The organism is Paraglaciecola sp. T6c (genome assembly GCF_000014225.1).
Classification (GTDB): Bacteria; Pseudomonadota; Gammaproteobacteria; order Enterobacterales; family Alteromonadaceae; genus Paraglaciecola; species Paraglaciecola atlantica_A.
Genome location: NC_008228.1, coordinates 3,379,049 through 3,405,113, shown reverse-complemented (window position 1 = coordinate 3,405,113; position 26,065 = coordinate 3,379,049). Strand labels below are relative to the sequence as shown.

The 26,065-nt window shown below is 45.6% G+C and carries 21 protein-coding genes; 13 read left to right on the top strand and 8 right to left on the bottom strand.

Annotation, left to right across the window (positions count from 1 at the left end):
- Positions 1-5 precede the first annotated feature (5 nt).
- The 7 genes from fadD to PATL_RS14310 all read left to right on the top strand — a co-directional run bounded on the left by fadD (position 6) and on the right by PATL_RS14310 (position 5,872).
- Positions 6-1,664, top strand: coding sequence for a long-chain-fatty-acid--CoA ligase FadD (gene fadD / locus PATL_RS14340; RefSeq protein WP_011575573.1), 1,659 nt, complete (start codon positions 6-8; stop codon positions 1,662-1,664).
- 78 nt (positions 1,665-1,742) lie between these two features.
- Positions 1,743-2,915, top strand: coding sequence for a ribonuclease D (rnd, locus tag PATL_RS14335; protein ID WP_041713901.1), 1,173 nt, complete (start codon positions 1,743-1,745; stop codon positions 2,913-2,915).
- Positions 2,908-3,195: a YcgL domain-containing protein gene (locus tag PATL_RS14330; RefSeq protein WP_011575571.1), complete on the top strand. Its 288-nt coding sequence runs from the start codon at positions 2,908-2,910 to the stop codon at positions 3,193-3,195. Before rnd ends, PATL_RS14330 begins: the two co-directional genes overlap by 8 nt.
- Before the next feature lie 63 nt (positions 3,196-3,258).
- The gene (locus PATL_RS14325) at positions 3,259-4,254 is read left to right on the top strand and encodes a lytic murein transglycosylase (protein WP_011575570.1); all 996 of its coding nucleotides are present in this window, start codon (positions 3,259-3,261) and stop codon (positions 4,252-4,254) included.
- Complete coding sequence (locus PATL_RS14320; RefSeq protein WP_011575569.1) at positions 4,255-4,914, top strand: fumarylacetoacetate hydrolase family protein; 660 nt, start codon at positions 4,255-4,257, stop codon at positions 4,912-4,914.
- Positions 4,915-4,998: 84 nt separating this feature from the next.
- A complete protein-coding gene (locus PATL_RS14315) occupies positions 4,999-5,385 on the top strand; it encodes a hypothetical protein (RefSeq protein WP_011575568.1) in 387 nt (128 codons plus the stop codon).
- Positions 5,378-5,872 carry a YcgN family cysteine cluster protein gene (locus PATL_RS14310; protein WP_011575567.1) on the top strand — a complete coding sequence of 165 codons (495 nt, stop codon included), beginning with the start codon at positions 5,378-5,380 and terminating at the stop codon, positions 5,870-5,872. The genes PATL_RS14315 and PATL_RS14310 overlap by 8 nt, the downstream gene beginning before the upstream one ends.
- Before the next feature lie 175 nt (positions 5,873-6,047).
- On the opposite strand, the gene PATL_RS14305 is transcribed toward PATL_RS14310, so the two are convergent.
- The 3 genes from PATL_RS14305 to nhaB form a co-directional block, all read right to left on the bottom strand.
- Entirely contained in the window at positions 6,048-7,559 is a 1,512-nt protein-coding gene (locus PATL_RS14305; protein WP_011575566.1) for a cryptochrome/photolyase family protein, read from the bottom strand.
- Positions 7,560-7,867: 308 nt separating this feature from the next.
- On the bottom strand, positions 7,868-8,383 hold the full coding sequence (gene dsbB / locus PATL_RS14300; RefSeq protein ID WP_011575565.1) for a disulfide bond formation protein DsbB: 516 nt from the start codon (positions 8,381-8,383) through the stop codon (positions 7,868-7,870).
- A gap of 81 nt (positions 8,384-8,464) precedes the next feature.
- Positions 8,465-10,045 carry a sodium/proton antiporter NhaB gene (gene nhaB / locus PATL_RS14295; protein ID WP_011575564.1) on the bottom strand — a complete coding sequence of 527 codons (1,581 nt, stop codon included), beginning with the start codon at positions 10,043-10,045 and terminating at the stop codon, positions 8,465-8,467.
- Between the two features lie 246 nt (positions 10,046-10,291).
- Here nhaB and fadR point away from each other — a divergent pair, with 246 nt between their 5' ends.
- From fadR to PATL_RS14275, 4 genes are all read left to right on the top strand, one after another.
- Complete coding sequence (fadR, locus tag PATL_RS14290; RefSeq protein ID WP_011575563.1) at positions 10,292-11,002, top strand: fatty acid metabolism transcriptional regulator FadR; 711 nt, start codon at positions 10,292-10,294, stop codon at positions 11,000-11,002.
- A 903-nt stretch (positions 11,003-11,905) separates the two neighbouring features.
- On the top strand, positions 11,906-13,648 hold the full coding sequence (locus PATL_RS14285) for a glucan biosynthesis protein (protein WP_041713898.1): 1,743 nt from the start codon (positions 11,906-11,908) through the stop codon (positions 13,646-13,648).
- A gap of 43 nt (positions 13,649-13,691) precedes the next feature.
- Positions 13,692-15,617, top strand: coding sequence for a glucans biosynthesis glucosyltransferase MdoH (gene mdoH, locus PATL_RS14280; RefSeq protein ID WP_011575561.1), 1,926 nt, complete (start codon positions 13,692-13,694; stop codon positions 15,615-15,617).
- Positions 15,618-15,914: 297 nt separating this feature from the next.
- Positions 15,915-16,982: a HupE/UreJ family protein gene (locus tag PATL_RS14275; RefSeq protein WP_049765959.1), complete on the top strand. Its 1,068-nt coding sequence runs from the start codon at positions 15,915-15,917 to the stop codon at positions 16,980-16,982.
- A gap of 79 nt (positions 16,983-17,061) precedes the next feature.
- On the opposite strand, the gene dgcA is transcribed toward PATL_RS14275, so the two are convergent.
- The 3 genes from dgcA to PATL_RS14260 form a co-directional block, all read right to left on the bottom strand.
- A complete protein-coding gene (gene dgcA / locus PATL_RS14270; protein ID WP_011575559.1) occupies positions 17,062-18,087 on the bottom strand; it encodes an N-acetyl-D-Glu racemase DgcA in 1,026 nt (341 codons plus the stop codon).
- 87 nt (positions 18,088-18,174) lie between these two features.
- Positions 18,175-19,176 (bottom strand): N-acetyltransferase DgcN, encoded by a 1,002-nt coding sequence (dgcN, locus tag PATL_RS14265; protein WP_011575558.1) that lies wholly within the window; start codon positions 19,174-19,176, stop codon positions 18,175-18,177.
- Positions 19,177-19,363: 187 nt separating this feature from the next.
- Complete coding sequence (locus PATL_RS14260) at positions 19,364-20,242, bottom strand: LysR family transcriptional regulator (RefSeq protein ID WP_011575557.1); 879 nt, start codon at positions 20,240-20,242, stop codon at positions 19,364-19,366.
- Between the two features lie 261 nt (positions 20,243-20,503).
- Between PATL_RS14260 and PATL_RS14255 the strand changes: the two genes are divergently transcribed.
- Entirely contained in the window at positions 20,504-21,838 is a 1,335-nt protein-coding gene (locus tag PATL_RS14255) for an amidohydrolase (protein WP_011575556.1), read from the top strand.
- Between the two features lie 183 nt (positions 21,839-22,021).
- On the opposite strand, the gene PATL_RS14250 is transcribed toward PATL_RS14255, so the two are convergent.
- Complete coding sequence (locus PATL_RS14250; protein ID WP_011575555.1) at positions 22,022-24,160, bottom strand: M3 family metallopeptidase; 2,139 nt, start codon at positions 24,158-24,160, stop codon at positions 22,022-22,024.
- A 324-nt stretch (positions 24,161-24,484) separates the two neighbouring features.
- Here PATL_RS14250 and PATL_RS14245 point away from each other — a divergent pair, with 324 nt between their 5' ends.
- The gene (locus PATL_RS14245) at positions 24,485-25,423 is read left to right on the top strand and encodes an AEC family transporter (protein ID WP_011575554.1); all 939 of its coding nucleotides are present in this window, start codon (positions 24,485-24,487) and stop codon (positions 25,421-25,423) included.
- 30 nt (positions 25,424-25,453) lie between these two features.
- Here the strand turns inward: PATL_RS14245 and PATL_RS14240 are convergent, their stop codons facing one another.
- Positions 25,454-26,056 carry a DUF4202 domain-containing protein gene (locus PATL_RS14240; RefSeq protein WP_011575553.1) on the bottom strand — a complete coding sequence of 201 codons (603 nt, stop codon included), beginning with the start codon at positions 26,054-26,056 and terminating at the stop codon, positions 25,454-25,456.
- Positions 26,057-26,065 lie beyond the last annotated feature (9 nt).

The window sequence follows — 26,065 nt, the reverse complement described above, 5'->3', positions numbered from 1 at the left end:
GCAATGTGGAAAAATCCTGGTTAAAGAGTTATGACGCTCGAGTACCTCATGAAATCAATCCTGATAGTTATGCGTCTATCGTTGATATTTTAGAGCAAGCAGTATCAACTTACGCCGATAGTGTAAGCTACATCAATCTAGGTAAATCAATTACCTTTAAAGAACTAGACCAGCAATCTAAGCAGTTTGCAGCGTATCTTCAGCATTCAGGGTTAAAGAAGGGCGATGCCGTCGCCATTATGATGCCTAATTTATTACAATATCCAGTTGCCTTATTCGGCGTACTACGCGCGGGTATGGTCGTGGTAAATGTGAATCCGCAATACACCGCGCGCGAACTAAAACATCAACTTAATGATGCAGACGCTAAAGCCATTGTGATCGTTGAAAATTTTGCTTGCACCTTAAGTGAAGTGATAGACGACACGCCAGTTCAAACGGTCATGTTGACCCAAATTGGCGATATGTTGGGTTTTCCGAAAAAGTGGCTGACTAATCTCGTGGTTAAACATGTTAAGAAGATGGTGCCTGCTTTTTCTTTACCGTCAGCCATACACTTTATGGACGCGATGAAAGAAGGGGCGAGCAAACGTTATGAGCGCCCAACCTTAACTGGCGATGACATCGCATTTTTGCAATACACTGGCGGCACAACTGGAGTGTCTAAAGGCGCTATGTTGAGTCACAGGAATATGGTGGCGAACTTAGAGCAAGCGTCTGCTATTTTAAATACTGTCACGGTGCCCAATGAAGAGCTAGTGGTCACGGCATTACCGCTTTACCATATCTTTGCTTTGCAGGCGAACTGCCTATTGTTCTTAAAATTGGGCTGTGCCAACTTATTAATTACCAACCCCAGAGACATGCCGGCGTTTGTATCCGAGTTGGGTAAGTATCCCTTTACTGTGCTCACTGGGGTAAACACGCTATTTAATGGTTTGCTTAATACGCCAAGTTTCACCGAACTTGATTTCTCAAAGGTCAAATTCTCATTGGGCGGTGGTATGGCGGTACAACGCTCAGTCGCAGAACGCTGGTACAAGTTAACGGGACATGTGCTACTTGAAGGATATGGTTTAACCGAATGTAGTCCTATTGTCAGTGTGAACCCACCGCAATTGGAGCAATACAACGGCTCTATTGGCTTGCCATTACCCTCTACTGATATTCGCTTAGTGGATGATGACGGCGTTGACGTTGCGCCCGGTGAAGCAGGTGAGATGCTAGTAAAAGGACCACAAGTCATGGTCGGGTATTTAAACCGACCCGAAGCCACTGAAGAGATCATGCAAGATGGTTGGCTTGCTACAGGGGATATTGCCCGCTGTGATGAAGACGGATATTTCTACATAGTTGATCGCAAAAAAGACATGATTTTAGTCTCTGGCTTTAATGTTTTCCCGAATGAAATCGAAGAAGTTGCCGCGATGCATGACCATATTGTTGAAGTAGCAGCCGTGGGCATTCCCCATGAAGCGTCTGGTGAGGTTGTGAAACTTTACGCAGTGCGCCGTGAAGACAGTTTGTCAGAGCAAGATGTTATCGAACATTGCCGTAAACACTTAACCGGATATAAAGTTCCGAAAAAAGTTGAGTTCAGAGACGAGCTTCCAAAATCGAATGTTGGTAAGATACTCCGCAGAGAACTTCGCGACGAGAAATAATAGCGGCTCTGAGGCCAACACTATTGTTTTGTAGATAAACGCCGGCTTTTGCTGGCTTTTTTATTTGTTTGGAAACACGTGCAATATATTTCAATTACCACAGATGAAACGTTGAACGCATACTGCGCTCAACTGGCAAAAGCCCAAGCGATTGCCGTAGATACAGAGTTTGTGCGAACACGCACTTTGTATCCACAACTCGGTTTAATTCAGATTTACGATGGGCAGCAAATCGCGCTTATCGATCCACTGGAAATCAGCGATTTCACTGCGCTTAAAGCGATTTTGACCGACGAAAATATCGTTAAAGTGTTGCACTCGTGTTCAGAAGACATCGAAACCTTTATTTGTGCTCTTGATATCGTTCCTCGTCCTATCTTTGACAGTCAATTCGCTGCTGCTATTACCGGCATGGGACCGTCTTTAGGGTATGCTAAGTTGGTAGAGGTGATGCTAGATATTCAGGTCGATAAAGGAGAGTCGCGCACAGATTGGCTTGCCAGACCTTTATCGCCTAAGCAGTGTCAATACGCGGCTTATGATGTGTTGTATTTGTTTCAGCTTTATCCCACGTTGTGTGATAAAACGCTTGCTCAAGGTCGCCAAGCTTGGGTGTTTGCCGAAATGGAAAACTTAACGCGCAAAAAGCTGAGTCAAGTTCCCTACGAATTACTCTACTTAAATATAAAGAATAACTGGCATGTAACCGGCAAATCCCTGTATGTGTTACAGCAATTAACCGCTTGGAGGGCCAAAGAAGCGCAGCAGCGTGACTTAGCCTTGAACTTTGTAGTTCGTGAAGCAAATTTGGTGGAGGTAGCGAAACGTCTTCCGGCAAGTAAAAACGCGCTGCATCAAATCAGTGGATTAACCCCTCAAGAAATTCGTATTAACGGTCAAGCAATGCTTGATATCGTAGCCGCCGCAGAGCATGTGGATGAATCAGCTTACCCCCAGCCAGTCGAACGCTTAGTCGATTTTTCACGCTTTAAGAAGGTCGCTGCAGCAGTGCGCCAAGTCTGCGTGCAAACAGCAGAAAAACTGGGGGTGCCGGTTGAACTTATAGGCTCAAAAAAGCAAATCAATCAGTTGATAAAGTGGTGTTGGTTCCTTGACGACGATACGCGTGCGCAAGGTTTGTTGCCAGACTTATTAGAGGGCTGGCGCGGTGAGCATTTGCAGGCTGCACTGGCGAAGGTCGATGGTTTAAATATAGCCCAATCAATCAGTGAGGACTCAACCCATGCTTAATTTACTGTGCGCTGTGTATAAAAGTTCCAAGAAAGCGGATACCTACCTTTATGTGCCAGGGCGAGATGATTTTTCACGTGTGCCAGAGTCTTTGATGAAGATGTTTGGCGCCCCGCGTTTTATCATGATTATGCCTATCAAAAAAGATCGCACTTTGGGGCAAGTCGATATTCAAACCCTGCGTGATGAATTAACCAAAAATGGCTTCTATTTGCAGTTGCCACCCCCTGAAGAAAATCTACTGAAACAACATTTAGCCGCTCAATCCCCCAAGGATTAATAACTTGGGAGGCTAGCCTTATTCATCTACTTTGCCATTTCATTTTTACTAAAAGGAGAGTGCATGTCTCGCTTTGTTTTTTCCGTGATGATGCTTATCTGTGGTTCGCTAATGCCTCTATTCTTGCACGGGGAACCTCAGAAAAGCCAAGCGGGCTTTGAGCTGTATATTCAAAGCTTCAAACAAGAAGCCCTGAGCAAAGGATACGATGAAACGTTTTTAGACTCAGTCTTTACTGGCGCGACGTTTCGCCAACGTGTGGTAAAAGCAGATAAAAACCAGCCGGAACGAAAAATCACTCTGGATACTTATTTAGCAACACGTGTACCTGATTGGAAGGTCCAGCAAGCACTGGATTTATCCGCGAAACACCGTGCGGTACTTGAAGATGTTGCGCAAACGTTCGGCGTTCAAGCGCGGTTTATCGTGGCACTTTGGGGCAACGAAAGTAACTTCGGCAAAATTATGGGTAAATACCCAGTGATTTCATCGCTGGCGACTATGGCGTATGAAGGTCGCCGTGAAGAGATGTTTAAGAAACAGCTATACGCCGCAATGGACATCTTACGTCAAGGTCATATTAAGCAAGATGAATTCTTGGGCTCATGGGCAGGCGCAATGGGCCAGAGCCAGTTTATGCCAACGTCGTTTTTACATTATGCCTATGATTTTGATGGTGACGGTAAAAAGGACATTTGGAACAACCCTGCTGATGTATTCGCCTCTATTGCCAACTTTTTAAAGACAGAAGGCTGGAGCGACAAGGGAACATGGGGCCGTCAGGTTAAATTGCATGATGGCTTTGATATTTCATTGGCTGGCTTAGACAAAAGCAAAATGCGCACCCTAGATGATTGGCAAGCGCAAGGCGTGACTAAATACGACGGAAGTGCCTTGCCAAATGTGAATGTGAAGGCCTCGCTGATAATGCCTGATGGTAAGAAAGGCCGCATTTACTTGGTTTATGATAATTTTCACACCCTAATGGGCTGGAATCGTTCTAGTTATTTCGGTGTGGCGGTCGGGTATTTGTCTGATCGAATTAAGAAAGGGCGTTAAATGTATCAACATCAATTTATCGATGGTCGCAAAATCGACTTGCCCCTTGGAAAAGTGGTGTGTGTTGGGCGAAATTACCTCGAACATATTCAAGAGTTAAACAATGAAGTACCCAACGAGCCTTTGTTGTTTATTAAGCCAAATACCGCACTGTGTGATCTAGCCGAGCCGCTTGTTATCCCTAAAGGCTTAGGCAGTTGTCATAATGAGCTTGAAATCGCTATTTTGATTGGGCAACGCCTAAATCATTGTGATGAAAAGCAGGCTAAACAAAGCATAATCGGCGTGGGTTTAGGGTTAGATCTTACTCTACGTGATATACAAGACCGGCTTAAGGCTAAAGGTCAGCCGTGGGAGAGAGCGAAAAGTTTTGATGCGAGCTGCCCGATGTCTTTGTTTGTACCTGCACAGGAGATTGATATTGAACGAAATATCGAGTTCAGTTTGACGGTCAATAATACAGTAAGGCAACTAGGTAATAGCACTCACATGATGCATAGCATCTTGTCTTTGGTGGAAAATGTAACAAAAACTTTCACCTTGCTGCCAGGCGATATTGTCCTAACAGGCACACCTAAGGGCGTCGGGCCATTGAATGCGGGCGACGACATTAGTGTTAATTTATCACAACATTTTTCTGTGCAGACACACGTTGTTTAACGCAAAGTAACCGCCGCATAACGGTCATGCATACAGCAGTGAATAAGAGCAGTAAATAAGAGTCGTGGATAAGAGTAGTAGATAATGATTTTCACCCAACACCATCGTTTAGACTTAACCAATAAAGTGGTGATTGTAGAGGCGGTGGGTCATGTAGAACATGTTGATAAGATGGAAATTGTCATAAAGAAAGCGATAAATTTGGCTCACGTGCACAATTTAAAAGGGATTTTACTGGATTTGTCTGAGGTACAGCTGTCATACGACAATGTGCGCCTAATGGATATCCTGCTGAGAATGAGAGACGAGGATTGGTTGGGCTTGTTGCGCGTTGCACGCCTTTTGCCTAAAGTCGATCTTAGTCATACCCATGCCTTGATTGCTGATATCAGCAAGAAATTTAGTTTGCCAATTAGAAATTTCGAATCAAAAAGTAAGGCTATAGCCTGGTTATTATATAATTATGAATGATAAATTTTGGCTTGATACGCCACTTGAAAAAATGAATGAAGCACAATGGGAATCGATCTGTGATGGATGTGCCAAGTGCTGTCTGCACAAGTTTATTGATGACGATGAAGCAGAAACAGCTGCCCCTACGGCGCACATAAACAGTGGTGAGCAGATCCACTACACTAATATCGCATGTGGTTTGCTGAACACTAAAACCTGCAATTGCACCCGCTATGACGAGCGCACCATATTGGTCCCGGATTGTGTCAAGCTGAGCAAAGAAAATATAGACGACATATTTTTCATGCCTACCAGCTGCAGCTATCGCCGGTTGCATGAGGGGCGCGGTTTACCGTCATGGCATCCACTTTTAAATAAAGGCAAAAAAGCCAAAATGCATAAAGTGGGTATGTCGGTACGCGGCAAAACCGTATTTGATCACGATGTCGAACTGGAAGATTTTGAAGACTATATTGCCATATGGCCACTGGAAGATACGGATTAAGTTAGGGTCAACTAACCGATTTTATGCACGTAAGGGAAACGTCGAGAGCGTGATTATTACACTGCCTTTCTTTTCCTTTCCCTTCGGTTCGTTTCGTTGACATTAGATTTTTCCGAGAGCGTGTGCTTAAGTGTAAAAAATTGATCGCTAGCAGTACTAGCCAGTCGTTTTACCACTATAACCCAGACAAATACGTGTTGGCCTCTGTCAGGTAGGCGTTTTTTTTATCTTCCTCCATCTTATCTACTTGGCTGCACATCATAGCCCAGCGATGGTTTTTCTTTAGTTCAGCGTGGTTTTTTATTATCCATCGCCAGTACAGCGCATCCCATATATCCGACCAAGCTCCTTTTTTGTAGTGACTCATTTTAATGATGTAATTAGAGCCACTGAAATAGGGCTTGGTGGTGATTTGTCCGCCATCTGCGTGCTGGCTCATCGCGTACACGTTGGACACCATCACCCAATCGTAGCTGTCAATAAACATGTCCATAAACCAGCCATAGATTTCATCCGGCTCGAATTCGCATAAAAAGAAAAAGCCGCCTAGTACCATCAACCGCTCAATGTGATGGCAATAACCCGTTTGTAATATCCGCTTGATGGTATCGTCTAGCGGGATAATGCCTGTGTCCCCGGTGTAGAATGCACTGGGTATTTTGCGCTTATGTTGCCAGTGATTCTGCGTGCGCATTGATACGCCAATGTCACTGTAGGTCGCGCGCATAAACTCTCGCCAGCCTATGATTTGCCGAACAAAGCCTTCTAGGCTCGCAAGGTCCACCTCGTGCTCATCGGCACATTGAATCGCTTGGCTGATGACTTGTTTGGGCGTTAAAAGCCCGATATTCAGCATAGGGGTAAGGACACTGTGATAAAGCCAATTTTGACCTTCTACTATGGCATCCTCAAATCGGCCAAAATATTTAAAACGCTGTTCAAAAAAGGCGGTCAACCATAATTGTGCGTCCTCATGCGTGACCGGATATATGATCGTTTGGCCATTGCCTGGATGATCAGAAAAATCAGCATTAATGCGCTCGATGGCTTGGGTGTGGTATTGAGTCTTTGCACAAAATTGAATTTCTGGAATGTTTGCTATTTCTTTTTTCGGAATTTTTTTGCGATTTTCTTCATCGAAACTCCATCGACCGGAAACGGGTTTGTCTCCGTCCATCAAAATATTAAGGCGAGTGCGCTGGTGACGGTAAAAGTCCGCCATAAACCAGCGCTTTTTGCTGTCACGGTAGGCACTATTTTGACGCTGTGTATTGAGAAAACCTGGGTTTTTATGCCACGTGATTTGAATATGACCTTCGTAAGCGTATTGCTCTAAGCGCTTCTTCAGTATGAAGTCCACGGGGTCCACCGTGTGGATCTGCTCAATTTTTTGCTCTCCTAGTGCGTTGAACAGCCTCTTCATAGCGGGTTCTTCAGCTCTATATTCGATATAATGACAATCGTGGCCTAGCGCCGTTAACGTCGAATGATAATAGTCCATAGATGCCATATGCAATTGCAGTTTCTGCTGATGAAAGCGTTGGGGATACTGGCTATCACCGAAAAACAAATCGTCTTCGACTAACCACACTTTATGGCCTTGTCCCTTCAAACAAGGATTATGTTCAAACAATTGATTTGGAAAAACAACGCAGGCTGAACGCAAAATAAGAACCTCACTAAACATGTCATCATGCGTTTGTTTTACGATCGTGGAATAAATTAGATCTCTTTAATTAATACCATTTCACGTTAATAAGCGATCGCTTAGCGAGAGTTCTGATTAATGGGGATGGCTAGAATGCGTTGTCACGCTATAAGAGTAAAGAAAGTAAATGACTCCGTTTAGCGCTTGATTTTATTGTGAATGCTAAACAAGTTTTACGCGTCTCTAGTGCATACGGGGGCAGGGATGTTTCTAAGGAGCAAAAAAAAAGGAGCGGCAGCTCCTTTTTGATGTAAACCTATTGCTAGGCCAGACAACATTTTAATGTGTCAAATAGCGCGATTACCTATGAGCCGAGACGCAAGCACCACAAACCAAATAGATGAATAAATCGCAAACACGACCATCATCCACTGGGGCATACTCATATCCATAAATACCCAATCAATATTGCCGCAGTCACCTGTGGCTGCGAACAAGTTAGGTAGCCATTCATGTAATGGCAACCATGAAGGAAAGTTCGGTACAATTTCACAGGTCGCAAAGAAAGGGTTGGCCGCATTTTGAATATCGTAATGCTCCCAGGCTATCAGTCCTCCCCAAATGGCGGAAATTCCCCACACAGTAAATGCAAATAAACGCGTTAGCATATTGTTGGCGGCGAGTACGGGTACGCAGGCAAACATAATTCCAAAGATGGCAGTGCGCTGGTAAATACACATAATGCACGGCTGCAGCCCCATGGCATGCTGGCTAAATAGGGCATACGCCACTAATACCAATGCCGATAAAAATAACAGACCCCAAGCAAGGCGGGTGTCAGCAAGATTTGAAATAAAGGTCATGACGCTACTCGTAAAATTACTAAAAATAACTAAAACAAAAAAGCACCGCAATCCAGCGGTGCTTTATTAAACAAAACTAGATTAGTGCGCTGCGGCTTCAGCGCCTAAGGTCGCGCTGTGGTGCTCTATGAGATGCATATCATACAGCCAGTTGGTTAAATCTCCCAAGCCGAAGTATGTTGCAGCTAGCCCAACGATAGTCAGTACAATGGTGTAGGGTAGCGCCATGTACACCATTGTGCCGTATGACAAGCGTAATAGCGGTGCAATTGCAGAGGTCAACAAGAACAAGAAAGCAGCTTGTCCGTTCGGCGTTGCCACACTGGGTAAGTTTGTACCTGTGTTAATTGCAACGGCTAGCATATCGAATTCATCGCGGGTGATGTGACCATGTTCAAGTGCTGCAGCTACCTCGGTAATGTAAACAGAGCCAACAAACACATTGTCACTGACCATGGATAGCGCCCCGTTGGCTAAGTAGAACATCACTAGTTGTGAACGGCCTTCGAAGGTCAGCACCCAATCGATAACAGGCGTGAATAGGCCTTGGTCAATGATGACTGCTACAACCCCAAAGAAAACGCATAATAGGGCTGTAAAGGGCAACGCCTCTTCGAATGCTTTACCGATTGAGTGCTCATCGATGATGCCATTCATGGAGGTCGCCAACACGATAATAGATAAGCCAATTAAGCCTACGGCAGCGAAGTGGCCTGCCAATCCAATCACAAGCCATATGCCGATGAAACCTTGGATCCACAATTTAGCACTGTCTTGTTTGGTACGGGTGGCTTCTTGCTGGTGGCTGTGAGCGGTTAAAATATCGCGAACAACTTGAGGTAACTGTGCGCCATAACTGAATATTTTAAACTTCTCTAAGGCGAAAGTGGTGGCAATTCCGGCGAAAAATACAGGAATAGTGACCGGCGACATGCGCACAAAAAATTCACCAAAATTCCAGCTGGCTTTATCTGCAATAATTAAATTTTGTGGCTCACCAACCATGGTCATCACGCCGCCCAATGCAGTACCTACCGCAGCGTGCATCATTAGGTTACGCAAAAACGCCCGAAAATCTTCCAAATCTTGGCGCTTTGGGTGGTCAACGTGATCGTCGCTGGTGTGGTCGTGATCAGAGTGAAACTCCTTACCAGAGGCAACTTTATGATAGATAGAATAAAAGCCCATGCCGACAGCGATAATGACCGCCACAACCGTTAATGCATCTAAAAAGGCTGACAAAAAAGCGGATGCTGCAACAAACGACATCGACAAGGCAATCTTGTTTTTAAGTTTAAGCAGTAATTTAGTGAACATAAACAACAGCATGTCTTTCATGAAATAGATACCCGCCACCATAAAGACCAGCAGCAAAACCACCTCTATATTGACGACTATTTCATGCTTCATGTGTTCCGGGGAGGTCATCCCGATAAAGAGTGCTTCAATCAACAGAAGGCCACCGGGTTGCAATGGATAGCATTTTAACGCCATCGCAAGAGTAAAAATAAACTCTAATACTAACGCCCAGCCAGCTATGTACGGGTCTGCCATGAATAGGATTGGGTTAAAAATAAGGAAGGCGATAATAGATTTTTTATACCAATCAGGGGCTTGACCCAAGAAATTGCTATAAACTGCGCCGATGGTCGATTGTTGCATAGATTCAAACCTTTAAATTTTTCTAGCTTTTATAACTACTTTTTAAATTCTGTAACGTAAAAATGCAAGGTAAATCGCATGCTTAGCTACATTTAACTTAAAATAAGGTGCTCAAAAGTTTATTCGATGAATGTGACACTCAGTATATAACTTAACATCTTGTTAAAGATTCATTGTTCCCGAGAAATATCATCTGGTACAATCAGTTAATAGCATAATAATATTGATAACCTTGCGAGCAATGAAATGATTTATAAGGCACAGAGTCCAGCCGGATTTGCCGAAGAGTATATAGTTGAATCTATATGGAGCGGTCGCTTCCCTCCCGGTACCATACTTCCTGCAGAGCGTGAACTATCAGAATTAATTGGGGTAACTCGAACAACATTACGTGAAGTACTGCAGCGCTTAGCGCGAGACGGTTGGTTGACTATTCAACATGGTAAGCCGACTAAAGTGAATAACTTCTGGGAAACCTCAGGTCTGAACATCTTAGAAACCTTGGCTCGTTTAGACGAAGATGGGATTTCAGAGCTAGTGGATCATCTGTTGGCGGCGCGCACTAACTTAAGTGCAGTATTTATTCGTGGGGCGATCCGCAACAACCAAGAAAAAACCATTGAAATTCTGCAGCAATATAAAGAAGTAGAGCAAGACGGAACTGCATTTGCTGTTAAAGATTATCAATTAAATCATGACTTGGCCTTTGCATCTGGAAACCCTGTATACGTGCTAATGATGAATGGCTTTAAAGGTTTGTATTCACGTATCGGTGGTTACTACTTCTCTAATGAGAAATCTCGGGCGCTGACCCATGATTACTACCAGCAATTGCTCGCGCTTGCTGAAAAAGGTGATTACGAAAGCGTGTTGTTAGTCATTCGCAATTACGGTATCGCCAGCGGTAAGTTGTGGAACGAGATGCGTGATGAGATGCCCAAGGGCTTAGTTGACTAGCCTCAGTACCGCATGTTGTGGGAATTAAGAGTCATATGATTTTAAATAGCCGCAGTTTTTGCGGCTTTTTTATGTTGCCATACCTTGTTCGTCAATCCTTAACCCCACTACTTAGACCCACTACTTAGACCCACTATTTAACCCCTCAACCTATACCGATTCTCCCTAATTGCTTTTTAGATATGTCCCACGAGTAAAATTTACAATGGCGGGTTAAAAATACCACGGTTATCTCGATTTTCTTGTTTTGAGACTTGGCAAAGAAGTAGATTAAATAACCGCGGCTGTTTCTCAAAACAGACTAGGTTATTCTCGCCTTTGATTTTGTAAGCCATTAATTTTAATAGGTTATATCCATACCAGTACACCACTGTCCGTAATAAGCAACAAAATTGCTGCTCATTAATGTTACGCCTAATGCCAACCTTTGAAAGTGAGACTAATTTGCGACGGGCAAAAACTTTTGAGCGCGCGGCGGCGATTTTGCGTGCAAGGCATTATTCCTTTTCACAGTGACATGCTGCCGCTAAAAATTCACATTAATCTCGGGACTTTTTAGTATCAATGCTGCCTTAGTATTTTCTACGCGGTTTAATTTTAAAGGGCTCCGAGTAAGTCGCTGGCACCGCACTGTGCTGAACGTGCAACTACGTTGCCTTATTCATTTAGCTGTTTTTTCGTCTCAGGTTTGCACAGGAGTGAGTCCTTAATAGCTTATCCTTTAGTCTAATGTTCAGCGGGTTTGGCACATATTTAATTTGTGGTTCGAAAGTTGCAATCTGCGGGTGAGACGTAGCGATTTCACGCGTTAAACGTTCAAGTATTGTAAAAACTGCTCATCACTGGGAACGACCAACCCCAGAATTGTAAAACGCCAAAACCAGTAAAGGGACCAGAAATAAAATGACAACCCAGAACTCCGTCAATCGTCAACGCCTCAAGGCGGTATCTCGTCAAAGGAGTACTCTGTCACGTCTTGTGGGTTTAGTGTGTTTAATTGTCAGTGTGGGGGCTTCTACCCAAGTTCAGACACCAGAACAAGCACCTGTTGATAACAAAAAAACGCAATCGATAAAGCAAACTCAGACCAAGGCAAAAGATAAACAAGACAAGGAAGCAAAGCCTTCAGACGCGGCCGCTGATCCTGTTGAGGCACCTGCAGAGAAAACCACCGAAGAACGCGTGTTCTCATTAGTCACAGAGCAAGCGAAATCCCTTGCTACTCAGTCATATGCGCCACCTAAACAAGATCTTCCAGCTGAATTAGCTGAGATGAATTATCAGCAATACCGCGCGATTCGCTTCAATCCAGAAAAAGCCCAGTGGAAAAACAAAGCCAAATTTGAAATGCAATTGTTCCACCCAGGATTTTTATACCGCTCACCGGTGGGCATTAAAATAGTTGATGACAACAGTGGTACTAAAAACATGTTGTTTGAAACAGACCGCTTTATTTATGAAAAGGATGCTGCAGCCCTGAAAGGGTTGGTGCCTAAAGATGCAGGTTTTGCTGGTTTTAGAGTGCATTACCCATTAAAAACTAATCACTACAAAGATGAAGTAGCCGTGTTCTTAGGTGCGTCTTATTTTCGTTTGATAGGCCCTGGGCAAGTTTTCGGTATTTCAGCCCGTGGGCTCGCTATCGACACCGCGGAAGCAAGCGGTGAAGAATTTCCAGCATTTACCAAATTCTGGATGCTAGAGCCTAAAGAGCATGACACCAAACTTGTGTTCTTTGCCTTGCTTGATAGTAAATCAGTGACTGGGGCGTATCGTTTTGAACTTGTTCCCGGGTTAGATTCTGTTATGCACGTACAAAGCGTTATATTCGCTCGTGAAGACGTCAAGAAATTAGGTGTTGCCCCACTTACCAGCATGTACCTCAGTGGCGAAAATGACACGCGCAAGTTTGATGATTTCAGGCCTGAGGTGCACGACTCTGATGGTTTATCTATGCAGACATCAAGCGGCGAGTGGATATGGCGCTCATTGAATAACCCTAAAGATTTGCGGGTTACCTCTTTGCAAGACGACCAACCTAAGGGCTTCGGGCTGCTGCAACGAGACCAAGACTTTAAGAGCTACCAAGATGCTGAAGCTCACTATCACCAACGCCCTGGTATGTGGATAACCCCCAACAACCATTGGGGTAAAGGAAGAGTAGAGCTGGTTGAAATACCCACTAACTCAGAAACGAATGACAATATTGTTAGTTACTGGGTACCGGCCAAACCCTTCAAAAAAGGGGAAATGCGTCAGTTCGATTACACCTTAACGACAGTAAACGGAGCACTTCACCACGAAGAAGTCGCTAGGGTGACGCAAGTATTTAACAGTTGGGCAGCCTTACCGGGTCAAGATAACGCGCCAGAGCGAAGCGAGCGTCAGATGATGATTGATTTTAGTACTGACGCGTTTGCGCATTTGACCGATTCAATTCGTTTAACGCCGCAGTTATCTCTGTCGTCAGGCACATTTAAAGATTTAGAAGTGATTCAACTGCCTGACAAGAAGACGTGGCGCGCTCAATTTAAGTTAGTGCCTGAGAGCGACAATGCGATAGATATGCGCCTGTTTCTTACCCTTGGTGATACTCAGGTGAGTGAAGTGTGGAATTACGTATGGAGCGCCAACGAGGTTGAGTAATTTTAGCCTTTATAGCAATCGAGATAACAGCGAGGGCACGACCATGTTAATAAATATTAAGGGTAAGGCCGTCCGTAAGTGGATATATGCATTAATGGTGTTTGTCACCTCTATTGCGGGCAGCTGGATGATGTACGAAATCTTTTCAGAAAGCGGTATCACCGTGCTTGAAGTAATTTTGTTGGTGCTGTTTAGTATTACTTTTTTGTGGATCTCTGCCGCGTTTTGGAGCGCCTTTATCGGTTTCATCCTGCAGATATTCGATATTGACCCGCTGAAGCTTAAGCGCAATAAACATTTTGCTGGCCAATTGGACAACGTCATTGTGAAAGACAGGCATGCTGTCGTCATGCCCGTATACAACGAAGACACAGATCGCATCATGGCGGGCTTCGAGGCGTGCTTGGTTGATTTACAGCGCACAGGTCAGCTGGAGCACTTTGACTTTTATATGTTAAGTGACACTCAGAATCCCGATATGGCGCAAGCTGAACTTACCGCGTGGAATGAGCTTTGTCAGCGCGTAGGGGCATTATCTGAGAATATCTATTACCGACGCCGAGAACAAAATACCCATCGTAAAGTGGGTAACTTGGCCGATTTTTGTCAGCGCTGGGGTTACCAGTACGAGTCAATGATCGTACTCGATGCTGATAGCGTGATGACGGGTGAGTGCATGTTGACGCTAGTGAAAGCAATGCAACAAAACCCGATGTCAGGTTTAATTCAAACCGTGCCTATCCCAGTGCGTTCACAAACCTTGTTTGGGCGGTTTCTGCAGTTCGCATCGTGCTTATATTGCCCCATGCTGGCAACCGGTCAGGCATTCTGGCAAACCGACAGCGCAAACTACTGGGGACATAATGCCATTATCCGTGTGGACGCATTTATTCAACATTGTGGTTTACCTACATTAGCGGGTAAAGCGCCTTTTGGTGGCGACATACTCAGCCATGATTTTGTCGAAGCTGCGCTGTTAAGACGTGCAGGATGGGACGTACTATTACTAGCCGATTTAGAGGGCAGTTACGAAGAAATCCCCAGTAATATTATCGATTACGCCACACGAGACAGGCGTTGGGTGCAAGGCAATATTCAGCACCTTGGCATTATCAATGGTAAGGGGTTGCACACGGTAAATCGCCTGCATTTTCTCTTTGGTGCGTTAGCTTATATGTCGTCATTAGTGTGGTTGGTGATGTTAGTACTAAGCACAATAGACGCCGTCGTACGCGCGACCACAGAAACGGTGTTTTTTGCTTCCAATTATTCTTTATTTCCCTCGTGGCCTGTGGTCAAAACTGAATACATTATTACATTGCTAAGTGCCACTGTGGTCATGCTATTGGGGCCAAAGTTACTGGGCGCTATTGTGGCTTTGGTTAGGCGCAGAGAGCAATTTGGCGGCGGATTAGCATTAATGTCCGGGGCGCTAATTGAAGCGACTATCGCCATTATCATTGCCCCATTAATGATGTTTTATCACGCCTATTTTGTACTTAATGTTCTTGTTGGAAAGAATGTCAGCTGGGATGCACAGGGCAGAGAAGGTCGCATGGTGCCGTGGAAAGAAGCCTTTAAGCGTACTTGGGTGGCCAGTGCTATTGCCATCGCGTGGGGCGGGATTACGTTATCTCTAACGCCTATTTTATTTTGGTGGTTGGCCCCTGTGCTACTCGGTTTGTTACTTGCTGCCCCAATTATTCGATTTTCCAGCAGTTTGTATCTTGGCAAATTGAGCCGCAGTTTGGGGATGTTTGTCAGCCCGAGCGAGGTCGAGGAAATCCCGGCGCTGCGTACACTTAGGATCCGCCTAGCCAACATGCAGCATCAAGACGAAATATTGTTATCTAGCCCGCCCATGCCGCCGGAACAGTGGCAAGAGATGCCAGAGCAAAGTTTTGAGTTCTTGTCATCAAGTGTAGAAATGCCGATACAGCGACTGGCGAGTGATAACAAACAACAGTAACTCGATTGTGGCTGGTGGCTCGATTATGGCGTGTTGCACTAAGCGAGTTTATTAGCCACGTATGGCTTTAGCGGCTGAGCCGCAAATATGTACCCCATTTAACGCTGCACCCTTTGCCGACCTTATGGTCGGCTTTTTTTTGTGTAAATGTTTGTATAGATTCATCCCTAAGCGTCATATCGGATATTTAAAGTGAAAAAAAACATATATAATTTATGGGGTTAGAGGTCATTTAGGTTAGTAGAAGTGAACAAGTATTATCGTTATGTCATCAAGCTCCTTTTTTTAGTCAGCGTGATGAGCGGCACCGTGAGTTATGCGCACCAAAACAGTACTGGCTACATCATTGCCAACGTAGATCAAACAGGTCGTATTCAAGGTGAATGGCAACTGGGCTTGACGGATTTAGAATTGGTTTTAGGACTAGATGCGGACCAAAACGGTCAATTGACATGGGGAGAGGTCATTGAGCGTCGAGCAGATATCGCCACTTATTTAGCCGACCATTTATGGCTTAAACGGGGTGGGCTGGCCTGCATCACTCAATTTGCAGGTATAGAGCGCTTAGAAGATCACGCCGACTCCGTGTTTGCGGTAACTGACTTTACTGCTCAGTGTCCGTTAGCAGGTATATTCACCATAGATTACAGTGCGATATTCGTTAAAGACGACAGTCACGAAGTCGTCGTTAATATCAGTGATGATGCCAATACACAGAGCTTTGTGCTGAATAATGCTCAACGCCAAATTGACATAGATCTAACGGATGGCAGTCGCTGGGTCACATTCAAAGAGTTTGTTTATCAGGGCATCATCCATATCTGGATTGGTACCGATCATATCCTGTTTTTATTGGCGCTGCTTTTGCCTTGTGTTTTGCTGCGTCAAGAAGGGCAATGGCAACGAAATCCACAGTTAAAGAACGTACTGAGCACCACAGTGTGGATCATCAGTGCGTTTACGTTAGCGCATTCAATCACCCTGACTGCCACAGCATTAGGCTGGATAATACCGAGCAGTCGCTGGGTGGAATTTGGCATTGCGATTTCGGTGTTATTTGCAGCCTTGAATAATGTGAAGCCCATAATCTTACGTTTGGGGTGGCTCACTTTTGCTTTCGGTTTGCTACACGGAATGGGATTTGCCGGCGTTTTGGGGGAGCTCGGTTTACCGGGGGATCAGAAATTACTCTCTATCTTAGCGTTTAATTTAGGGGTAGAAATTGGCCAGCTGGCGATAGTGTTAGTTGCTTTACCGTTACTGATTTTACTTGCAAAAACAGCGCTGTACCGTCGCTGGGTCATGCCTGGTGCTTCCATTGGTATTGCATTAGTGGCGTTAAACTGGGCGATAGAGCGCTTTTGATGACACCAGTGATATGAACCTCATACGTTATGAAAAAGCCGGAACCGATTAACGGGGCCGGCTTTTTAGTGAAACCACTCTATCTTTCCAAAATCACTTGGCTTTGTGGGGAACCCCATAACGCGGGGTTTAAAGGTTGCATCACGCCGTCTTTAATCGCAAAGCCATTTTCTCTGTCTGTTTTAATTAACAGTGGGCCGTCTAAATCCACGTATTTAGCCCAGTCACTTAACAAAGAAATCGGCGCCATGGCTAGAGAGCTACCCACCATGCACCCAATCATTATTTCAAAGCCCATTGCTTGGGCTTCTTGGGCGAGAGCATAGGCCTCCGTTAAGCCACCTGTTTTATCCAACTTAATATTAACTGCATCATAGCGGCCTTTTAGGTAAGCCAATTCTTCACGGGTATGGCAACTTTCATCGGCGCATAGTGGCACGGGGCAGCTGTAATCTATTAAATCTGCGTCGTCGCCTACCGGTAACGGCTGTTCAATTAAGATTACATTCAGTGCTTTTAAGTTATCACCGCAGGCTTTTAAATCGTCGATAGACCAACCTTCATTGGCATCCACAATAAACTGGCTGTCGGGGGAAGCTAAATGTATGGCTTGCATCTTCTCGACGATGTCTTGGTTATCCAATTTCACTTTAATCAGTGGAGGATGGCCCAGAGCTTTCGCCGCTGCGGCCATGGCTTCGGGCGTGTCTATGCTTAGCGTTTGCGCCGTCACGCAGGGCGCTGGGGTTGATACAGACAATAGTTGTGCCACAGATTTTTGTTGTGACTTCGCCACTAAATCCCACAGGGCGCAGTCCATAACATTGCGCGCAGCACCTGAGGGCATTGCATTAATGCGCGCGCGAACTCCGCTCATATCGCCCTCGAATGTAGCCAAGCTCTTAGCCGTTTGGTCAATTTGCTCCAGTACACTTTGCACTGACTCTTGGTAGCGGGCATAAGGGACTGATTCAGCCCAGCCTGTGTGTACGCCATCGGTTAAGGTGACCACCACTACATCGGCTTGTGTTTTAGCACCTCGTGCAATACGAAATACACTTTTAAGAGGCAGCGCTTGTTGGTAAGCCTCAACTTGAAAACCCATGCTGTTTTCTCCTGTATTTTTGCGTTTAACCAAAGGCGATACCCTTAGCTTACGGATTATGTCTTGAGTTTATGTGAAGCCTTTAGCTTAGATTGGCAATGCGGCGACGATGGCATCGGTCCCATCGCGAAGCGGGTCAACACAGGGCAGCGAAAACTGCTCGCTTAACTGCTGACAAATAGCACGGCCTTCTTCCACGCTAACAGCAGACGTATTCACACTAATACCAGCTACAACTACATCAGGGTTGGTTAAACGGGCTGCTTGTAAGTTAAGGGCAATGGTGGCCTCAATACTTGGGAAGGCGGTATTAGGTAAGCCGCGCATATGCGTGCGATTAAGCGCGTGGCAAATAACCAATGCATCAGGCTGTGAGCCATGCAATAAGCCTAAACTTACGCCTGCAAAAGCCGGGTGTGACAATGAGCCTTGTCCTTCAATCACATCCCAGTGGTCGTCACTGGCGTCGGGGGACAATGACTCAGCCGCACCCGAAATAAAATCAGCCACCACACAATCAATTGCCACACCCGCACCTGCCACTAAAATACCGCACTGGCCAGTGGCGCGAAAATCAACCGCTATGTTTTGTTTAACCATGGCGTGTTCAAGGCTCAACGAGGTATACATTTTACCTACCGAACAATCTGTGCCGACGGTCAATAAGCGCTTGCCGGCCCGTTTGCGGCCTGTGCCTGTACTAAAAGCCGTGGTGGGATGGCGAATATCAAGCAATTCAACATCATACTGCTGCGCGCAGTGAACTAGCTCAGGGTAGCTGGTCAGTTTTTGATGTAGTCCACTAACGATATGCATGCCTTTTTTAATGGCTAATTCAATTAACGGTAACCATTTTTTATCTAAAATACCGCCACTGTTTGCAAAGCCAAGCACCAAGCTTTTAGCGCCGTTTTTGGCGGCTTCTTCGATGCTTAGTTTGTTTAATCCTGTGCTTACGGTGCAGCCTTCGACACTGAATTCACCGACGCATAGGTCAGGGCGCCAGTGAGCGACACTTTGGGCCATTTTGATCGACAGAGCATCGGTAGCATCGCCGATAAACAACAAATAGGGGGCTTGAATCACCATGAATATATCCTTTAGAAGTGCCAATTTACTGATTGATAAGTGCATCCTAGCGTGGTGTTCGGGAAAATAAAGTGACTAGGTATAGCAGGGGTATAACTTCAGGTTATGGCTTGGGTTGTAGCTTAAGACATGGCTTAGGCTATCGCTTAAGGTTGGCCCCGGATCTGCACAACCTTCTGCTGCGCTTTTAGGTTATTTCTGCTTGTAGATACGGCAGAAACCCCTGGACTACTTTAGACAGTGGCCTGTTTTGTAAATGCAGGGCATTAATAGAAAAGCTAAGGGGCGGGGTGAACGATGCCATGGCGATGTTATCATTTAAATTTCCTAGCGCCGTGTGTTTGTCTACTACGCATACCCCTAAGCCCTGTGCCACTAATCTTGCTGCAATAAAATAGGTTTGTACCTGTATAGGACTATGAGGCTGCATGTTTTCGCTTTGCAAACGACTGTAGAGCATATCCCCCAATGGGCCTGAATCACTAATACCAATAAAGCTAACATTTGCCAAGGCTTCGATGCTAAGCAGCGAAGGTGCATCAGGGAATAACGCTTTAGGGTAAACAACTACCAACTCAGACTGCCCACATTCAATGCTATCTACGCCTAATTTAGGGCTCGGATGAAACAAAACGGCCACATCAGATTTATGCTCAATAAGGCTTTGTAAGACCGCGTCGTTGTGTACGGTATTAATGCTGAAGCTCACGTTTGGGTGCTGCTGATGATAGCGAGCGATGGCTCTTGGCAATATGTCAAACCCCAACGCCGGGGTAATACCAATATTAATGTTGCCCGAGTGAGCATGTTTTATGTTGTGCGCAGTGTTATCGATAGTACGCATTTGCTGATGTATTTTGTCCACTTCATGAAACAACATGTTTGCTTCAGGGGTTGGGATCAAGCGGCCTTTGTTACGAGTAAATAACGCAAACCCTAATTGCTGCTCTGCATGAAGCAGCACTTTACTCACGGCAGGTTGCGATACGTGCAAAATTTTAGCCGCGTTGGTAATTGAGCCCGTGGTATAAATAGCATGAAATATTTCTATATGACGTAAACGCAAGTATAAGATCTCGTGAAAAGAGTAACGACGGTAATGTTGGCTATCCTAAACAATCGTGGCGGCTAGATCTCGCTTTTATAACAAATTGCTAAGGATATTTCTGGTGGGCAAGCTAATGTGCAGTTTTTGCTCGGTCATCGATCGTCCTATGACTGGTTCAGTGAGGCGGATTCATGCTAACGTGTTAAACATCATGATTATTTTTATATCATTACTCGATTTTAGCTAAGGCTAAACACTACCACATTCAAGGGAATTACCATGAAATTACGCCGCCTTAATCTAGCCATTGCAGCTATTCCATTTTGTTTCAGCCTGAGTTTAAGCCAAAGTGCCTATGCTGATAGCGTGAGTGATAAAGTCAGTAGTGATATGCCCAAACTCATGGCGTTATATAAAGACCTGCATGCGCATCCTGAATTAAGTGGCTTTGAGGTGAACACCGCAGCAAAATTGGCCAAACGCGCCAAAGCTTTAGGCTTTGACGTCACCGAAAAGGTAGGGGGGACTGGCGTGGTCGCGGTACTGAAAAATGGCCCTGGTCCTGTGGTGATGATCCGCGCTGATATGGATGGCCTGCCAGTGATAGAGCAAACAGGATTGCCCTTTGCCTCAAAGGTGCGCGCTACCACAGAAGATGGCATCGAATCTGGCGTTATGCACGCCTGCGGACATGATACCCACATGACCAGTTGGGTCGGCACGGCGCAAGCGCTGACATCGATGAAAGATAAATGGTCTGGTACGTTAGTGATGATTTTGCAACCGGCAGAAGAGCGCGGGAAGGGGGCACGTGACATGCTGGCCGATGGGTTATACGAGCGATTCCCGAAACCCGATTATGCACTCGCATTTCATGATGCTGCGGGTTTACCCGCTGGCACCATAGGTTATACCCCAGAATTTGCCTTGGCCAACGTTGACAGTGTCGATGTGATTGTCAAAGGGGCGGGTGGTCACGGCGCTTATCCCCATACCACCAAAGACCCTATTGTGTTGGCCAGTCGTATTGTGAGTTCCTTGCAAACGCTGGTGAGTCGAGAGCTCGACCCACAAGACTCAGCCGTGGTCACAGTTGGTAGCTTTCATGCTGGTGCTAAGCACAACATAATATCTGACAAGGCGACTTTGCTGCTAACGGTACGCAGTTACTCTGATGAAACCCGTCAGGCTTTACTGGATGGCATCGCGCGTATCGCTAAGGGCGAAGCCATTGCTGCGGGAATGCCTGAAGCACTCATGCCAGAGGTGAATATTAAAGACGAATACACGCCAGCAACTTACAACACGCCTGAGTTTACCCACAAAATGGCTGACGTATTTACTCAACGTTTCGGCGAAAAACGCGTTGTTCAAACCCCAGCGGTCATGGGCGGTGAAGACTTTAGTCGTTTTTATCGTGCCGATAAGAACATTCAAAGCCTTATTTTCTGGGTGGGTGGGGTAGAGCAAGGTGACTGGGACAAAGCCAAAGAAAATGGCACGTCTTTGCCATCATTACACAGCCCATACTGGGCGCCAGAGGCGGATGCGGTGATTACAACCGCCACGGAAGCGCTGACAGCCGCTGCATTAAATATCATGCACAAGAGCTAACTAATCCCCAGCAAATCAGGTGTAGGGTGGGGCGCGTAAACAGGCATCGCACTTCAGAACTGCAATAAAAAGCCCCGTGATTGATGCTTCATCACGGGGCTTTTATTTTTTTCATTGTTCGCCTTTCTGTTATGTCACGTCAGCGTGACACACAATGCTAGCGTGCAGGTTCAAGCAGCAAGACTACTCGTCTAAGCCGCGACGTTTTAATAATGCATCTGTGCTGGGTTTACTGCCGCGAAAATCGAGATAGTCTTGCATCAAATCTTGGCTGTTACCCATCGATAGCACGCGGCTACGGAATTTATCGCCGTTATCACGGTTTAAACCGCCATGCTCTGCCATATAGGCAAAGGCATCAGCTGCGAATACCTCAGTCCATAAATAAGCGTAATATCCCGCAGAATAACCACCGGCGAAGGCATGGCTAAAATAGGCAGATTTATAGCGCGGTGGCACTGGCGCATAATCGATGCCGTGTTTAGCCAACGCTTTTTGTTCAAAATCAGCTACGTCTGTGATTTTGGTACCGGCCGGAATTGAATGCCATTCCATATCTAGCAAAGCGGATGCTAAATACTCAGTGGTATCAAACCCTTGGTTAAAGTGATGAGCTGAAAGTAGCTTGTCTAATAAGTCTTTTGGGATCGCTTCGCCCGTTTGATAATGCTTCGCATAATGAGCAAGTACCTCTGGGTCGATATCCCAATCTTCATTGAATTGAGACGGGAACTCCACAAAGTCACGTGCTGTTGAGGTACCCGCTAAGCTTGGGTATTTCACCTGGGAAAATAGCCCGTGAGCTGCATGGCCAAACTCGTGAAACAAGGTGGTCACTTCATCGAAGGTTAATAGTGTCGGCTGACCCGCTGCGGGTTTAGGGATGTTAAGTACATTGTAAACGACCGGCTTTTGGCCGAGTAGGTCGCTTTGGGTAACAAATTCGTCCATCCATGCGCCGCCGCCTTTGCCTTCACGGGCATAAGGGTCAAAGTAGAACAGGCCAATGCTACTACCGTCTTCGTTATACACTTCAAAGGCTTGTACATCATCTTGGTATACTGGTAAATCCTTACGGGCTTTAAAGGTGATGCCATAAAGTTTTTGCATCGCAAAGAAAAGGCCATCATGCAGTACGCGCTCAAGTTCGAAATAAGGCTTAATTGCGCTTTCATCAAGATCGTACTTCGCTTTACGCACTTTCTCGCTATAAAACGCCCAATCCCATGGCTGTACAGCAAAGTCTTTGCCATCAGCTTCGATCTGTTGTTGAACAGCTTGCGCTTCAATTTGCGCTTTGGCGACCGCCTTAGGGGCCAAATCGTCGAGTATTTCGTAAACCGCCGCCGGGGTTTTGGCCATTTGGTCTGCGGTCACATATGCCGCCCAAGTGGGGTAACCTAGCAGCTGTGCTTTTTGTGCCCGAAGCTCGGCTAGTTTGATAAGCACTGGGCCATTGCTGGCCATGGCGCGATGAGCAGACGCTTGCCAAATCTTTTTACGCAGATCGCGGTTCGCTAAACTGCCAAGAATAGGTTGGCGCGTCGTGTTCACAAGCGTTATTAAGTAACCTTCTTTGCCCGCTTCTTTAGCCGCACTAGCAAGGGTCGCTATTTCAGCGTCCGATAAACCACTCAGTTCGCTTTTATCGGTAACAAGAATGGTGTCCTGCTTGAACGATTTGAGTAAATTTTGCGAAAACTCTGTGGCCAAACTTGAAAGTTGACCATTGATCTCGCGCACGGTTGCTTTGTCGGCGTCGCTGAGTTTTGCCCCTGCGCGCACAAATTTCTGGTAGTAGTGCTCAACTAAGCGCTGATCGATGGCATTCAGTGAGGCTTTGTCAGCATAAATGCTTTGAATACGAGCAAATAGTTTCGCATCAAGGTAAATGTTGTCATCGTGCGCGGTGAGCTTAGGGCCCATCTGTGCTTCGATGCGCTGATAATCATCGTTGGAGATCACGCTTGATAGGTTGTAAAAGACTTTACTGACGCGGGTTAGTAGGGCACCTGATTTTTCCATGGCCACAATAGTATTATCAAATGTGGGCGAGGCTGGATTATCAGTAATACCAGCGATTTCGATATTATGCTGCTCTATGCCGGCTTTAAAAGCAGGCTCATAATCTGCCATGGTGAGCTTATCGAATTGGGGGGCTTGATATGTCAGCGGGCTTTTTCTAAACAATACATTGTTGCTGGATGCAGCCATGGCTTTAGCTTGCTCTTTGTTGGTTTGTTGATGATTAACCACGTTGGTTGAACATGCACCGAGTACTAAGGTGGCACCTACAGCGGCGGCGATAAATGAGATACGCATTGAAACTCCATAATATTAAAAATATGCCAAGCCTAAAATGGGCAAAAAACTGAAAATAGAAATTAAAAAAACAGGCATATATGACTCTGTCACTTTATCAAGCACAGCCCAGTGTTAACAATCCTTTCAAGCCCAGTAATGCTAAGCTTTATCGCAAATGCACTCACTAAATTGCGACCAATTGTAACAAGTGTGACTGATGTCACATTTGGACCCTAATTTACTGTTTTAGATGGTTTATTGTCAGCTCGCTAAATTGCCTTTAAGCTTGTCGGCAATAACTTACCTGATTTCCTATCCGCTGCCCAAGGGACGCTACCTTACATGCCAATCCAATCACTACTGTTTGCCGTTGAAGTGACCTTGCCCATCAGTCTGCTAATTGTACTGGGGATCATATTTAAGCGTATTCGCTGGATAAACGAAGAATTTGCCATAATTGGCTCGCGGTTGGTATTTAACGTGACTTTGCCGTGTTTGCTATTCGTTAATATTGCTAAAACCGACTTAAGCGTTACTACACCCACTTACTTACTGGTGTTTGCCGCCATTGCCACCACAATCACGTTTTTGCTTTTCAATTTATTCGCATTGAAGATAGAGCGCCAAGATGCACGTGGCGCGTTTGCTCAAGGAGCGTGCAGGGGCAATATGGCGATTATCGGTTTGGCGTTATCCGTTAGCGCATTTGGCGAGACCGCACAGGCGTTAGCATCTATGTATCTAGCGGCCATTGTCATCCTGTATAACGTGTATTCCATCTTAACTCTTTATTACCATCAAGCAGCAACCGCTTCGTTGAAATTGGTCACCTTGAGTGTGATTAAAAACCCGTTGGCGATTGCTATTGCGCTAGCCATATTGGTCGCACTTGTACCTATTCCTTTACCTGATCTTCTGTATGAGTCTGGCAGCTATCTGGCGCAAATGACATTACCGTTAGCATTGTTATGCGTAGGAGCATCTATTCGTTTACAAGAATTTAAAGCGTCTAAGTTGTTGTATATTGCGATAGCCAGCAAGATTGTGTTTATCCCGCTGGTCACTACTGTCATTGGTTATTATTGCGGGCTTAAAAATGAAGCGTTAGGGGTGTTATATATCATGATGGCCACACCCACCGCAGCGGCTGCTTATCCTATGGTACGTGCGATTGGTGGAGACCATCATCTTACTGCAGCGATTATCGCCGGCAGTACCTTGTTCTCGATGTTTACCACCACCCTTGGGTTGTTTTTATTGCACCTGCTGAGCTGGGTTTAAGCAGGTGCGGGAGTGTCTGTTATCACGTTATTAAGCTTGCACCGCTTTCAAAATGATCGGCGTCAAAGATTCCGGCAAGGCCACTTTACCTGCCAACACAAACGCGTGTGCATCATCTGACATCTTCATCCACGTCTTGCGGATGATATCTATCCACTTCTGCTCTGTGTAATCAGCGTGCTTGGCGGCAAACGCCAACATATAGTGCTCAATGAACACCAGACCCACCACGTCTTCTAGTAGTTGTGTATCTGGATTTGATTTTATACCCACTTTGGCGACCGCTTTTTTTGCTCTTGCCACGTCCGTTTCATTAAAACCCGCTTGCTGCATTACCTCAGCGACTTTATCTGCGTGAAAGGTGTATAAGTCGCTACGCCATTGATGATAACCCTGACGATCCATAGGGTAAGCACTGCGCGGAGAATGCCAACGCTGTATGTGTTGCCCGCGAATGGCCAATTTAACCACGTGATCCGCATCGCTTCGATAGCGCTCTAACATGTTTGACATGCGTAAACTATACAGCAGCTCTTTTGGCCACTCTTTGCCTTCGGCTTGCTCTATATTAGGATCTTCACTGTTAGCGCTATCGATTAGATTGACGGCTTGTTCGTAAGCGGCTTGGGTCATGTAGGGCTC

What these genes read in the sequence shown, in the direction of transcription:
- PATL_RS14330 (WP_011575571.1), top strand. Translation starts at nt 2,908, where the DNA reads ATGCTTAATTTACTGTGCGCTGTGTATAAAAGTTCCAAGAAAGCGGAT.
- PATL_RS14325 (WP_011575570.1), top strand. Translation starts at nt 3,259, where the DNA reads ATGTCTCGCTTTGTTTTTTCCGTGATGATGCTTATCTGTGGTTCGCTA.
- PATL_RS14320 (WP_011575569.1), top strand. Translation starts at nt 4,255, where the DNA reads ATGTATCAACATCAATTTATCGATGGTCGCAAAATCGACTTGCCCCTT.
- PATL_RS14315 (WP_011575568.1), top strand. Translation starts at nt 4,999, where the DNA reads ATGATTTTCACCCAACACCATCGTTTAGACTTAACCAATAAAGTGGTG.
- PATL_RS14310 (WP_011575567.1), top strand. Translation starts at nt 5,378, where the DNA reads ATGAATGATAAATTTTGGCTTGATACGCCACTTGAAAAAATGAATGAA.
- PATL_RS14305 (WP_011575566.1), bottom strand. Translation starts at nt 7,559, where the DNA reads ATGTTTAGTGAGGTTCTTATTTTGCGTTCAGCCTGCGTTGTTTTTCCA.
- dsbB (WP_011575565.1), bottom strand. Translation starts at nt 8,383, where the DNA reads ATGACCTTTATTTCAAATCTTGCTGACACCCGCCTTGCTTGGGGTCTG.
- nhaB (WP_011575564.1), bottom strand. Translation starts at nt 10,045, where the DNA reads ATGCAACAATCGACCATCGGCGCAGTTTATAGCAATTTCTTGGGTCAA.
- fadR (WP_011575563.1), top strand. Translation starts at nt 10,292, where the DNA reads ATGATTTATAAGGCACAGAGTCCAGCCGGATTTGCCGAAGAGTATATA.
- PATL_RS14285 (WP_041713898.1), top strand. Translation starts at nt 11,906, where the DNA reads ATGACAACCCAGAACTCCGTCAATCGTCAACGCCTCAAGGCGGTATCT.
- mdoH (WP_011575561.1), top strand. Translation starts at nt 13,692, where the DNA reads ATGTTAATAAATATTAAGGGTAAGGCCGTCCGTAAGTGGATATATGCA.
- PATL_RS14275 (WP_049765959.1), top strand. Translation starts at nt 15,915, where the DNA reads ATGAGCGGCACCGTGAGTTATGCGCACCAAAACAGTACTGGCTACATC.
- dgcA (WP_011575559.1), bottom strand. Translation starts at nt 18,087, where the DNA reads ATGGGTTTTCAAGTTGAGGCTTACCAACAAGCGCTGCCTCTTAAAAGT.
- dgcN (WP_011575558.1), bottom strand. Translation starts at nt 19,176, where the DNA reads ATGGTGATTCAAGCCCCCTATTTGTTGTTTATCGGCGATGCTACCGAT.
- PATL_RS14255 (WP_011575556.1), top strand. Translation starts at nt 20,504, where the DNA reads ATGAAATTACGCCGCCTTAATCTAGCCATTGCAGCTATTCCATTTTGT.
- PATL_RS14250 (WP_011575555.1), bottom strand. Translation starts at nt 24,160, where the DNA reads ATGCGTATCTCATTTATCGCCGCCGCTGTAGGTGCCACCTTAGTACTC.
- PATL_RS14245 (WP_011575554.1), top strand. Translation starts at nt 24,485, where the DNA reads ATGCCAATCCAATCACTACTGTTTGCCGTTGAAGTGACCTTGCCCATC.
- PATL_RS14240 (WP_011575553.1), bottom strand. Translation starts at nt 26,056, where the DNA reads ATGACCCAAGCCGCTTACGAACAAGCCGTCAATCTAATCGATAGCGCT.